Annotated in this window: 12 protein-coding genes; 9 read left to right on the forward strand and 3 right to left on the reverse strand. The window is 29.9% G+C overall.

Translation table 11 applies throughout. The annotated features are described in order from the left end of the window. Positions 1-113: 113 nt before the first annotated feature. From tpx to ELQ04_RS03895, 3 genes are all read right to left on the reverse strand, one after another. Positions 114-641, reverse strand: a complete 528-nt coding sequence (tpx, locus tag ELQ04_RS03885; protein ID WP_134224443.1) for a thiol peroxidase — start codon at positions 639-641, stop codon at positions 114-116. Between the two features lie 98 nt (positions 642-739). Further along, positions 740-1,480: an AcfC family adhesin PEB2 gene (peb2, locus tag ELQ04_RS03890; protein WP_002867970.1), complete on the reverse strand. Its 741-nt coding sequence runs from the start codon at positions 1,478-1,480 to the stop codon at positions 740-742. A 40-nt stretch (positions 1,481-1,520) separates the two neighbouring features. Further along, positions 1,521-3,551, reverse strand: coding sequence for an ATP-dependent helicase (locus ELQ04_RS03895; RefSeq protein WP_002938427.1), 2,031 nt, complete (start codon positions 3,549-3,551; stop codon positions 1,521-1,523). A 128-nt stretch (positions 3,552-3,679) separates the two neighbouring features. Between ELQ04_RS03895 and ELQ04_RS03900 the strand changes: the two genes are divergently transcribed. The 9 genes from ELQ04_RS03900 (at position 3,680) to ELQ04_RS03940 (ending at position 13,135) form a co-directional block, all read left to right on the forward strand. After that, a complete protein-coding gene (locus tag ELQ04_RS03900; RefSeq protein WP_002938428.1) occupies positions 3,680-4,696 on the forward strand; it encodes a hypothetical protein in 1,017 nt (338 codons plus the stop codon). A gap of 26 nt (positions 4,697-4,722) precedes the next feature. Next, positions 4,723-7,335 carry a valine--tRNA ligase gene (locus ELQ04_RS03905; protein WP_134224444.1) on the forward strand — a complete coding sequence of 871 codons (2,613 nt, stop codon included), beginning with the start codon at positions 4,723-4,725 and terminating at the stop codon, positions 7,333-7,335. Positions 7,336-7,340: 5 nt separating this feature from the next. Continuing rightward, positions 7,341-8,351 (forward strand): methionine ABC transporter ATP-binding protein, encoded by a 1,011-nt coding sequence (locus ELQ04_RS03910; protein ID WP_002893140.1) that lies wholly within the window; start codon positions 7,341-7,343, stop codon positions 8,349-8,351. Continuing rightward, the gene (locus ELQ04_RS03915; RefSeq protein WP_002893142.1) at positions 8,348-9,259 is read left to right on the forward strand and encodes a methionine ABC transporter permease; all 912 of its coding nucleotides are present in this window, start codon (positions 8,348-8,350) and stop codon (positions 9,257-9,259) included. The genes ELQ04_RS03910 and ELQ04_RS03915 overlap by 4 nt, the downstream gene beginning before the upstream one ends. A gap of 191 nt (positions 9,260-9,450) precedes the next feature. Then, positions 9,451-10,224 (forward strand): MetQ/NlpA family ABC transporter substrate-binding protein, encoded by a 774-nt coding sequence (locus tag ELQ04_RS03920; protein ID WP_002872575.1) that lies wholly within the window; start codon positions 9,451-9,453, stop codon positions 10,222-10,224. Between the two features lie 48 nt (positions 10,225-10,272). Next, a complete protein-coding gene (locus tag ELQ04_RS03925; protein ID WP_044778124.1) occupies positions 10,273-11,043 on the forward strand; it encodes a MetQ/NlpA family ABC transporter substrate-binding protein in 771 nt (256 codons plus the stop codon). A gap of 9 nt (positions 11,044-11,052) precedes the next feature. Further along, on the forward strand, positions 11,053-11,829 hold the full coding sequence (locus tag ELQ04_RS03930) for a MetQ/NlpA family ABC transporter substrate-binding protein (protein ID WP_004316955.1): 777 nt from the start codon (positions 11,053-11,055) through the stop codon (positions 11,827-11,829). An 83-nt stretch (positions 11,830-11,912) separates the two neighbouring features. Next, positions 11,913-12,575 carry a flagellar basal body P-ring formation chaperone FlgA gene (gene flgA, locus ELQ04_RS03935; protein WP_004316953.1) on the forward strand — a complete coding sequence of 221 codons (663 nt, stop codon included), beginning with the start codon at positions 11,913-11,915 and terminating at the stop codon, positions 12,573-12,575. Beyond that, a complete protein-coding gene (locus ELQ04_RS03940) occupies positions 12,572-13,135 on the forward strand; it encodes a UbiX family flavin prenyltransferase (protein WP_004316951.1) in 564 nt (187 codons plus the stop codon). The genes flgA and ELQ04_RS03940 overlap by 4 nt, the downstream gene beginning before the upstream one ends. Positions 13,136-13,145 lie beyond the last annotated feature (10 nt).

The following is a 13,145-nucleotide window of genomic DNA, read 5'->3' on the forward strand; positions in this document are numbered from 1 at the left end:
ACACAAAATAAATATTAAAATATAATCAACTTGACAATTAAAATATAATCAACTTAAAATAATAAAAAAATGAAGATATAAAAATTAAGCCCTAAGAATGGGCTTAATCAAAATTAATGGCAACCACAATCACCGCAGCAGCTAGAACCACCAAAAAATGCATCAAGTTTTGCAATATCTGGCATTTCTGTGATTTCATTTACAAGTTCTTTATATGCCACTTTACCCTCTTTAATCACAAATACGGCACGAGCTAAAAGCCCTTCTAAAGCACCTTCATTTATCAAAACACCATATTTTTCACCAAATTCTTTTGCCACAAAATCACTTGCAACACTTAAATTTTCAATACCTTCTGTACTGCAAAATCTTCCCATAGCAAAAGGTAAGTCCATACTTACTACAATCACTTCAGCACCATTGTAACTGGCTACTTTTTTATTAAATTCTCTAGCCTCTGTAGCACAAACTGGTGTATCTAAGCTTGGAACACTTAAAATGATTTGAGTTTTACCCGCTGCACCGATTTCAATCACGCTTAAATCTTTAGCTTTAAGATTTACCTTAGGAGCATCTGCTCCAACTTCTACTGAATTTCCTTTAAGTTTTACAGGATTTCCTTTAAAATTTACTGTACTCATTTAATTTCCTTTTTTGATATTTTAAACATTATTGCAATTAATGTTTTAGGAGTGATTATATCCTATAAATATTAATTATTTTTTAATTTCACTCAAAATTATTTTACTTCTTTCCAAGTATATTTTTTCCACACTTTTTGAGCTTCCTTACTCTTAATAAAATCTACAAATTCTAAAGCTTTTTTATTTTCTAAACCTTTTTTTGTAGGAGCTATTTCAGCTGCACGATAAATCACTGCATTTTTATCTTTGATAAATAAAGCTTTATCATCGCCTAAAGCCTTTGCCCAATGAGACCAAATGATTAAAGCATCAATATTTGGATTGTTATTCCACTCATCTACAGCAGCTTTGGAATTTTTAGCATAAATTTTTATATTTTTACGTAATTTTACCAAATTTTCTCTTTTTGCACTTTTTAAAGCCATATCTTCATAAAGTCCAACTTGTCCTGCGCCATCAACCACCATAACATTTATGTCATCTTTTAAAATGTCTTCAAAATTTTTAATATTTTTTGGATTATTTGGACGCACGATAATACCTGATGGACGCACATTTAAAACGCTTAAATTTTCCAAACTTAAACTTGGAATTTTTTTAGCAAAATCATCCATCATTGAAGTATTGCCTGAAAAAATCAAATCTGCATTTTCTTTTGCTTTATCTATCCAAGCTGGAGTTGGACCTGCGGTTACAATCACCTTTTCTTTTGTTTTTTCTTCAAATTTTAAAGCAAGCTCTTTTAGCACAGGAGCGGGACCACCTGGACCATAAACTAAAATTTCAGCATTTAAAAAACTTGCTGCTGCTAAACTTAAAATTAATATTTTTTTCATAAAATAAACCTTTCTTTATAATAATATAAAGGAAATTTTATCAATCTATAGTTAACTCTCCCTTGCAAAGCCCTGCTTCTATAAGAAAACGAGAAGGGGCGAAAGAAGTTTTTTTGTTTTTATCATATTTAGCATAGCTTAAATAAAGTATATTTTTTGCCCTAGTTACTGCAACATAAAAAAGCCTTCTTTCTTCTTCTAAGCTTCCACCCATTCCCATAAGCTTTTGATTAGGAAAGCGACCTTGCGCAAGATCAATCACAAAAACAAGATCAAATTCCAAGCCCTTACTTGCATGTACACTAAGCAAATTAACTCCTTTGCCACTACTCATTTCACTTGCACCTAAAGTTAGAAAATTATAATACTTATAAATATCGCTATAATTTTTTGTAAGTTCTTTTAAGACATTGAATTTTGTTTCTATTTTTTCTAAATTTTCACTCTTTCTTAATAAATCCACCTGTCCTGCTTTATTTGTTGCTCTTTTGGTTGCAAGTTCTTCACAAATTTCTCTATAAAAAGAATTTTCACAAATTAAATTTACCAAAGTCAAAGAATGTTTTATTTCCATAGCTTTTTTTAAAAAAAGATAAATTTTTTCTAAATTTCTAGCACATAAATCATTGATTTTTGAAAGTTTTAAAATAGGATGTGCATCAAATTCACTCTCAATTTTAAAACGAGTTTCGCTGGCTAATTCTTCTAAATCCGCAAAAAGCCCAAGTTGATAATTTCTTTTTTGATGATTTTGCAAATTTACATTTTTATCAGGATCTAAAAAACCTTTTATTAAATTTCCATGCCCTAATTTTAAAAGTGCGTCAAAAATTTCTTTTGCTAAAACTCCACCCACACCTTTGGTGTATTGAACCAAATGAATAAAAGCCATAATATCCTTAGGATTTACCACAAGAGCAAGCATAGAGCTAAAAGCTTTAACTTCTAAACTTTCAAAAAAACTTCCACTTCCCTTTCTCACACTTGCAATGCCCTGCTCCCTTAAAGCTACTTCAACCCCATCAGCACTTGAGTTGTTGCGAAAAATCACGGCAATTTCTTCCAAACTTACTCCGCTTGTAAGTATCATTTTGGCTATATTTTGATACTGATCAAATAATTCTTCAAAAGTAAGCAAAGATGGGGCTTTAAACTCATCATTTCTTGTAACAATAAGTTCTTTTGGGTATAATCTTTCGTTATTTAAAATCACTTTATTAGCCAAAGCTAAAATACTTCTTGATGAACGGTAGTTTTTATTTAAAGAAAAAATTTTTGCATCTTTAAAACGATCTTTAAACCCACCTATGATATTAATATCCGCTCCATTAAAAGCATAAATACTTTGATCATAATCCCCTACGCAAAACAAACTTTTACTATGAAAAGCCTCTATTAAGGAACTTTGCAAAGTATTTGTGTCTTGATATTCATCTACTAAAATTTCATCAAATTCATATTTTTCTTCTTTTAAAAGATCTTTTAGATTGATAAGCAAGTCATTAAAATCTACATAATTAAAACGCTTTTTTTCATTATCATATTCTTTTAAAATATCTTCATAAATTTCAGCATAAATACTTTGATCTTCGTAGTTTTGGCAAAACCAAGTATAAAAATCTTGATTGTGCGCTTTGTTTTGAAACAAAGAATAAAGATCATATAAATAACTTGATTGATAAGGTTTTATATCACTTAAATGCCTAAAAGTTCTTTTTTCATAGACACTTTTAAGTAGAGTTTTTAACTCGCTTGCTTGCTTTAAGGCTATATTTTTATCCGCATTTCTAAGTAAGGTATAAGCCGTACTATGAAAAGTTCCTGCAAGTATTTTACTGGTAATATTTTTATCAAAAAATTTCCCTAAACGCCCTATCATTTCTTTACTGGCTTTATTTGTGAAAGTCAAAAGCATAATTTTTTGAGGTGCCACTCCCTTGCTTAAAAGATAAGAAATTCTTGCAACAATAGTAGAAGTTTTTCCCGTCCCTGCACTTGCAATAACAAGATTGTGTCCAAAATCAGCAGTAGCAGCAAGATATTGTTCATTATTTAATTTTGAAAGTGGCATTATTTTCCTTATAAAAGTTAAAATTATAAAAAAAAATTACTTAAAAATATAAAAATTTAAAATTACTTTATATTAGATTATAGTACAATGCTAAAATTATTTAACTTTCTGTTTTTAAGGGATAGCAAATGAATTTGAAAATTTTTTCTATTATTGTTGGCATATTAATTGCTATTGTTGTAATATTAGGTGGAACCTATTATTATCTTTTTGAGTATTCAAAACCAAAGAATTACACCTTAAATACCAACACTTACACCGAACAAAAATCGCATACCAATAACTATGATAATTCCTATTCATCCTCGATCCAAACCAACAATAGTTCATCAAATGTAAATACCAATAACAATACCATCCAAAAGCAAGAAACAAACCCATTAGATGAAAATCAAAGCTTAAATAACGATATATTTAATACATCAATAAGCGAAAACAATCAAAGCTTAAATAACGACACCAATACAACTAATAATATTAACACAAATGAAAATAAGCAAAATTTAGATACAGATAAAGAAAAATTAAAACAAGAAAATAAACAAGCCAAAATAGAAGCCCTTAAAAAAGAAATCAGCAAACAACAAAAGATCTTAGAAAGAGAAAAAGCTGTAAAAAAAGAACTTCAATCAAATAAATCAAACAAAAATAAATATCTAAACACTGCTAGAGAGTATCTAAGCATAGGAAAAAACAGTCGTTTAGAGCCTGAACTTAGCACAGAAAATATGAAAGTTTATATTTTAGATGGAAAATTTTTAAGCCAATACAGAATCAATTTGTTAAAAGATATGCTAAGCGTTATACAAGATAATGCAAAAGATTACTATCTAAGTGTTTTTGTTAAAATGCTACCAAAAGGGGAAATGAAATTAACTATCTATAACAAAGAAATTATCTTTTCAGATATGAAAAAAGCTTATAAATATATTAGTTTAGATAGATTAAGCCCATATTTAAACAATCCAAAAGAATTAAATGAACATGTAGCACGTGAAGAAATTTTAGAAAGACTTAAACTTCAAATTAGAAAAGATGGCAAAGGAAGTGATTTTTCTAAACATATCAAAAGTTTGAAAACTGGACTTAATACAGCACAATATTTCTTCCCGTTTTGTGAAATTATAGAAATTAGCTCTATATAAATAAGCTAAAACAATAAAGGCAAATAATGTATGATAAAAATTTAGAAAAAGAGTATTATCAAATTTGCGAAGAACGCGGATATTTTGAGATCGATGGCAATAAAACCATACAAGAAAAAGATAAAAATTTCTGCATTATGATGCCTCCTCCTAATGTCACTGGAGTTTTACACATAGGACATGCTTTAACTTTTACTCTACAAGATATTATGACGCGTTACAAAAGAATGGATGGCTATAAGGTTCTTTATCAACCAGGGCTTGATCACGCAGGTATTGCCACTCAAAATGTTGTAGAAAAACAACTCCTTGCTCAAGGCATTAAAAAAGAAGAACTAGGTAGAGAGAAATTTATAGAAAAAGTCTGGGAGTGGAAAGAGCAAAGCGGTGGAAAAATTTTAGACCAAATGAGAACACTAGGCATCACTCCTGCATGGAGTCGCTTGCGTTTTACTATGGATGAAGGTTTGGTTAATGCCGTAAAAAAAGCCTTTGTGGAACTTTATGATAAAAGACTTATTGTACGCGGAAACTATATGATCAATTGGTGTACTCACGATGGCGCTTTAAGTGATATAGAAGTTGAATACAAAGAAAACAAAGGAAAACTTTATCATATTAAATACTTTTTAAAAGATAGCGATGAATTTTTAGTAGTAGCCACAACGCGTCCTGAAACTTTTTTTGGCGATACTGCAGTTATGGTACATCCTGATGATGAACGCTATACTAAATTTGTGGGTAAAGAAGTGATTTTGCCTATAAGCAAAAAAGCCATTAAAATCATAGCTGATGAGCATGTAGAAAAAGAATTTGGAACAGGAGTTGTAAAAGTTACTCCCGCTCATGACATGAATGATTATGAAGTAGGACTTAGACATAATTTAGATTTTATAAGTGTTTTTGATGAAAAAGGAATTTTAAACGAGCATTGTTTAGAGTTTCAAGGTTTAGAACGCTTAGAAGCAAGAGAAAAAATCGTAGCCAAACTTGAAAGTCTTGGTTTTATAGAAAAAATAGAAGAGCATAACAATCAAATAGGATATTGTTATCGTTGCAACAATATAGTTGAACCTTATATCTCCAAACAATGGTTTGTAAAAAAAGAAATCGCCCAAGAAAGTATAGAAAAAGTTGCGCTTGGAGAAAGTAAATTTTACCCAAATCACTGGATAAATAGCTTTAATGCCTGGATGAAAGATTTAAGAAATTGGTGTATTTCAAGACAACTTTGGTGGGGGCATCAAATTCCTGTGTATTATTGCGAATGCTCTCATGAATGGGCAAGCCAACATACGCCTAAAACTTGTCCAAAATGTCAAAGTCAAAATTTCAAACAAGATGAAGATGTGCTTGATACTTGGTTTTCTTCAGGACTTTGGGCTATGAGCACTTTAGGCTGGGGGAATGAAAATTGGGGTAAAGATAAAATTTGGTCTGAAAAGGATTTAAAAGATTTTTATCCTAATTCTTTACTCATTACAGGTTTTGATATTTTATTTTTCTGGGTGGCTAAAATGATGTTTCAAAGCACCAATGCCTTACATCAACTGCCTTTTAAAGATATTTATTTACATGCTCTTGTGAAAGATGAGCAAGGTAGAAAAATGAGTAAAAGTCTTGGAAATGTCATCGATCCAAATGAAAGTATTAAAGAATATAGTGCTGATATTTTACGCTTTACTTTAGCACTTCTTGCTATACAAGGACGCGATATTAAACTTAACAATGATAAACTTTTACAAGTTAGAAATTTTACAAATAAAATTTATAATGCTACAAATTATCTGCTTTTAAATGAAAGTAAATTTGAAGATTTGGAAAATATCACACTTCATTCAGAATTAGCAAAATATATCTATACCAAATTTCAAACTTGTGTTAAGGATGTAAGAGAAAATTTAGACAATTATCGCTTTAATGATGCAGCCAATACTCTATATAAATTCTTTTGGGATGATTTTTGCGATTGGGGTATAGAGCTTAGCAAAGCAGAAAAATCGAGCGTTAAAGAACTTGGTAGTATTTTCAAAGAAGCTTTAAAACTCTTAAATCCTTTTATGCCTTTTATCAGTGAATATTTGTATCATAAACTAAGCGATACAGAACTTAAAACAAGCCCTTCTATTATGATAAGCAAATATCCAAAATTTAAAGAACAAGATAAAAATATAGAAAAAATCTTTTCTTTGCTCATAGAAAGCATAGTTGGTATCCGCCGTGCTAAAAGTTTAATCGATCTTGGAAATTCTAAAATAGAAAAAGCTTATATCAAATTTAACGATAAAAAAATCAAAGATGAAATCAAAGCTTATATGAATTTTATCATGATGCTCGCAAAGTGCGAGCAAATAGAATTTAGTGAAGAAAAATTACCAAAGGCAATATGTGATGTTAGCGAGAATTTAGAAATTTTTATTACGCTTGAAAATGTTGATTTAAGTGGTATTTTAACAAGACTTGAAAATCAAAAAAATAAGCTTGAAAAAGAAAGTTTCAAGCTTAACTCCATGCTTTCAAATGAAAAATTCATCGCTAACGCACCTAAAGAGGTGGTGGAGCAAAATAAAGAAGCTCTAGAAAATTTAAAAATTCAGCTTGAAAAAATATCAGTTGAACTTCAAAATCTAAGAGGTTAAAAAATTTGATAAAAATAAAAAATTTAAAAAAATATTATGGTAAGGAACTCGTGATAAACGATGTTTCTTTGGAGATTAAAAAGGGTGAAATTTACGCCATAGTAGGTCATAGTGGAGCTGGAAAATCCACTCTTTTAAGATGTATCAATGGACTTGAGAATTATCAAGAAGGAAGCTTAAAAGTCTTTGATCAGGAAATTAAAGATTTAAGTCAAAAAAAATCAAAAGAGCTAAGGGTGCTTAGAAAAGATATAGGGATGATTTTTCAAAATTTTGCCCTAATGGAACGCAAAAATGTATTTGAAAATGTTGCTATGCCTTTAAGAACACACTATACTCAGTGTAAATTTCATGCCAAGCTTTTTAATAAAGAATACATGAGCGAAAAAGAAATTGCCCAAAAAGTCAATTCCTTACTTGAAATCGTAGGGCTTGATCATAAAAATAAATCCTATCCAAGAGAACTGAGTGGGGGACAAAAACAACGCGTGGCTATTGCTAGAGCCTTAGCTTTAAACCCAAAAATTTTACTTAGCGATGAAGCCACTTCGGCTCTTGATCCAAACACTACAAAAAATATTTTAGAGCTTATATCTAAAATCAATGCTGAATTTGGGATTACTGTTGTTTTAGTAACTCACGAAATGGATGTGGTAAAAGACATAGCTCAAAAAGCTTTATTACTTGAACATGGACAAATCATAGGAAGTGGAGCAATTGATGAGCTTTTTTTAAGGCCTAATGCCAAAATGAAAGAATTTTTAGGGGAAAGTGATTTCTTGCCTGAACACGGACTTAATATCAAACTTTACTTTCCAAAAGAAGTTGCCCAAAATAGCGTCATCACTCATATGGCAAGAACTCTAAATATAGACTTTAACATAGTTTGGGGTAAAATAGAAAAACTTAATGGAAAAGCCTTGGGAAATTTAGTTATAAATATAAATGAAAAGGATAAAGACAAGGTTCTTGATTACATAGAAAAAAGTGGAGTATTATGGGAGGTGGCATCATGAATGAAGAAAACATCTCTATCATCAGTGCTTTTTTTAGTAGAATTTCTCAATTTTTTAATGAATTTTCTTGGCAGGATATTAAAGAAGTGAGTTTAAGTTCTATTACAAGTTTCAGTGAAAATTATGAAAACATTTTAAAACCTGCGCTTAATGAAACAATTTATATGAGTTTAATGGCTGTACTATTTGGATTTTTATTGGCTATTATTCCTGGAATTTTACTTGCTATTTGGGATAAAAACGGAATTAAAGAAAATAAAATCGCTTATAGTATTTTAGATTTTATTACAAATATATTACGCGCCTTTCCATTTTTAATTCTTATAGTTGTTCTTTTACCACTTTCTAAAATCATAGTAGGGACAAGCATAGGTACAAATGCTGCCATAGTTCCTTTAGCTATCGGAATAGCTCCTTATTTGGCAAAGATGCTTGAAAGCGCTTTTAAAGAAATAGACAAAGGAATCATAGAAGCTGCAAAAAGTTATGGTGCTAGCAATATTCAAATTATCTTCAAGGTTATCTTTAGTGAGGCTCTTCCTGCTATAATTAGCGGAATTACCCTAACTTTAATCTTTACCATTGGTTTTTCTGCTCTTGCTGGAACTGTCGGTGGTGGAGGTTTGGGAGATGTCGCTATTCGCTATGGTTATGAAAGATTTAACAAAGAAGTTATGATTCAAACTGTAGTTATTTTACTTATATTAGTTCAGTTAGTTCAAATTCTAGGTAATTTATTTTATACTTGGGCTAAAAATAGTAAAACTACATATATCATCGCCACTCTATTGATTTTACTTGGAATTAGCATAGTTATCAATATAAACAATGATGAAAATTTCTTTTGGCAAGCAATTGTTTTTATCTTATTTTTAGGAAGTTTGCTTTATAAAGGTTTCAAAAAATAAGGAGATTATATCTCCTTTTAAGATAAGTATAAGTTTTTTTAAGTAAAATTTAAACAAAAAATTAAAGGAATTAAAATGATGTATCAGATGCGTTAATCTGACTATCAACAAGTTTTTATATGCTTCTTCCTGATAGTCAGAGTGAATTTATTAAGATTAAAGCAAGCACAAAATGACTAAAAAGGAAAAAAATGAAAATCAAATCTTTATTTATAGCAAGTATTTTAACATTAAGTCTTAATGCAAATGCATTAGAAACCATCACAGTTGCAGCAACTCCCGTCCCTCATGCTGAAATCCTAGAGCAAGTAAAACCTGATTTAGAAAAACAAGGCTATAAACTTGAAATCAAAGAATTTACGGATTATGTTTTACCTAATCTAGCTGTTGATAACGGAGAAGCCGATGCAAATTTTTTCCAACATACTCCTTATTTGGAAGAATTTAATAAAAACAAAGGCACCAAACTCATCAAAGTAGCTGCCATACACATAGAACCTATGGCTGTTTACTCCAAAAAATACAAAAGTCTAGATGATATTAAAGAAGGGGTTAAAATCGCCATTCCAAATGATCCAACCAATGAAAGTAGAGCTTTAGATATTATTGCAAAAAAAGGTTTGGTAAAATTTAAAGATAAGGCTTTAAAAACACCTCTTGATATTATAGACAATCCTAAAAAAATTAAATTTGTAGAATTAAAGCCCGCACAACTTCCAAGAGCTTTAGATGATGTTGATTTTGCTGTAATTAATTCCAACTACGCTCTCTCTGCAAATCTAAATCCTGCAAAAGATAGCGTATTTATCGAAGATAAAGAAAGCCCGTATGCAAACATTCTTGTTGTAAGAGTAGGACATGAAAACGATCCAAAAATCAAAGCCTTAATCCAAGCTCTACAAAGTGATAAAATCAAACAATTTATCATAGAAAAATACAACGGATCTGTTTTACCTGCTTTTTAATTTTGTCCCTTACCTAGGGACTTTTTTCTTAAATACAAAGGAGTTTTTATGAATTTATTTAAAATTATTATACTCGCTTGCATTCTAAATTTATCTAGTCTATTTGCACAAAACATTACTATAGGAGCCACTCCAAATCCTTTTGGTAGCTTACTAGAACTAATGAAAGATGATTTTAAAAACAAAGGGTATGAGCTTAAAATAGTAGAATTTTCAGACTATATTTTGCCCAATCGTGCATTAGAGGAAAAAGAACTTGATGCAAATTTATATCAACACAAACCTTTTTTAGAAGAATACAACCTAAAGAAAGGTTCAAATTTAATTGCAACAACGTCTGTACTTATAGCTCCAGTAGGAGTTTATAGTAAAAAAATCAAAAATTTAGAAAATCTTAAAGAAGGTGCTAGAGTTGCTATACCTAATGATGCCACCAATGAAAGTAGAGCTTTAGAGCTTTTAGAGAAAGCAAAATTAATAGAGCTTAACAAAAATACTCTAAAAACCCCATTGGACATAAACAAAAATCCAAAAAAACTTAAATTTATAGAGCTTAAAGCCGCGCAACTTCCAAGAGCTTTAGATGATGTTGATATTGCTATAATTAATTCTAATTTCGCACTTGGAGCTGGTCTGAATCCAAGTAAAGATACTATTTTTAGGGAAGATAAAAATAGCCCTTATGTAAATTATGTTGTGGTACGCTCAGAAGATAAAAATAGCGAAAAGACCAAAGTAATTGATGAAATTTTAAGAAGCGATAAATTTAAAGCCATCATTAATGAACATTATAAAGATATATTAATCCCAGCTTTTTAGGAGTATAGCATGAATATTAAAAAAATATTTTTAAGTGTTTTATTTACAATTAGCCTTAGTTTTGGAGCAGATAAAACCATAATCATAGGTGCAACACCAACGCCTTATGCTGAAATTTTAAATTTCTCTAAACCCTTATTTCAAGAAAAAGGTTGGAAGTTAATAGTTAAGGAATTTAATGACTATAATATACCTAACATCGCTTTAAATGAAAAAGATTTAGATGCAAATTTATATCAACATAAACCTTTTTTAGATGATTTTAATACCCACAAAGGAACAAATTTAAGTTCTTTAGGTGTTATTGTTTTAGTTCCTATGGCTATATATTCTAGCTCCATAAAAGATATAAAAGATATTCCTAATGGTGCTAAAATCGCTATACCTAATGATGCTACCAATGAAAGCAGAGCTCTTGATTTACTAGCTAAAGCAAATTTAATAGAGTTTAAAAGTCAAAGCACCCTTAAAACCCCTATTGACATAAGTAAAAATCCAAAAAATCTTAAATTTATAGAGCTTAAAGCCGCTCAACTTCCAAGAGCCCTAAATGATACTGATTTGGCTGTTATTACCACAAACTATGCTCTTGGAGCAGGTTTAAACCCTTTAAAAGATGGTATTTTTATGGAAGATAAAGATAGTTTATATGCTATTGTTTTAGCTACAAGAAAAGGTGAAGAAACAAGTCAAAAAAGTCTTGTTATTAAAGAAATTTTAACAAGCGATAAAATTAAAAATTTTATCATAGAAAAATACAAAGGCTCTGTTATCCCTACTTTTTAACTCTATACAAAGCCTTCTAAAGGCTTTGTTAAACTTATAAAAGCTAAAATACTATTTATTGCATTATAATTCTTAGGATAAAAATGAAAATTATTTTTTTAACTTTTTTTATTGTGATAAATTATATCCAAGCAGCTAGTTTAGAAGAAATCAAAACAGCACTAGCTAAAGAATTTAGAAATAATTTCCCTAAAATTATAATTTCTCAAATTGATTTAAAAATAACATCGCTACCTAAAGATTTTGATCAATATGAATTTCTAAGAATCGCTAATGGGCGTTTTAATCAAGCACAAGGCTTTTTAAGGGCCGAATTTAAAACTCCGCAAAATATACAAAAAAATGTATTTTTTAGATATTTCATTCAGGCAAATTTAGAAGTTTTGAAAAGCGAACGCACTATAAAAAGAGGAGATAAACTTGGAGCTTTTGACTATAAAAGCGTATTGATTGATTTTGATAAAGTTCCTTTAAATGCCTTAACCTTAGATGATGTGGATAATCTTGTAGCTAAAAGCAATATTAACAAAAACACCATTTTAAGAGCAAATATGTTTAAAACCACAGCTTTAATACGCCGAAATGATCCTATAATCGGGGTTTTAAGCGAAGCAAATGTTGATGTTTTAATCGAACTTGTGGCTTTGCAAAGTGCAAATATGGGCGAAAGGATTCGTGCAAAAAACAAAGAAGGTAAAGTTATGCAAGGCATCGTAGTGGGTAAAAATAGGATGATTATACAATGAAGGTTTTATTAGGAATTTCTGGTTCAAGCAGTGTCAATTTAGGCTTAAAATTATTAAAAAATTTAGAAAATCAATGCGAACTTTATTGTATTTTAACCCAAGGTGCAAAACTTAGCTTCAAAGCTGAAAATCAAGCAAATTTAGAAGAAATTTGTCAAGAAAATTTTAAATACACTCATTTTTTAGATGATAAAAATTTAAGTCTAAGTGTAGCAAGTGGATCTTTTGAAATAGAAAAAACTATCATTGCTCCTTGTTCGATTTCAAGTTTAGCAAAAATTCACGCTGGTTTTGCAGACACTCTTTTAATGCGTGCTGCAGCAGTAGCCCTAAAAGAAAGAAAAAAACTCATCTTAGGTGTACGCGAAATGCCTTTTTCTACTTTAAATTTAGAACATATGTTAAAACTTAGCCAAATGGGAGTTATCATCGCACCTCCTATTATCGCAAGTTATTCTAAAGCAAACAATCTAGAGCAAATGGAAAATTTTATCGTAGGTAAATGGTTAGATCTTTTAGAAATAAAACACAATTTATATGAAAAATGGCAAAATTTTTAGTTTAAATTTG

Origin of the sequence: Campylobacter sp. CH278, from assembly GCF_004378845.1 — a bacterium.
In the GTDB taxonomy this organism is placed as follows: domain Bacteria; phylum Campylobacterota; class Campylobacteria; order Campylobacterales; family Campylobacteraceae; genus Campylobacter_D; species Campylobacter_D jejuni.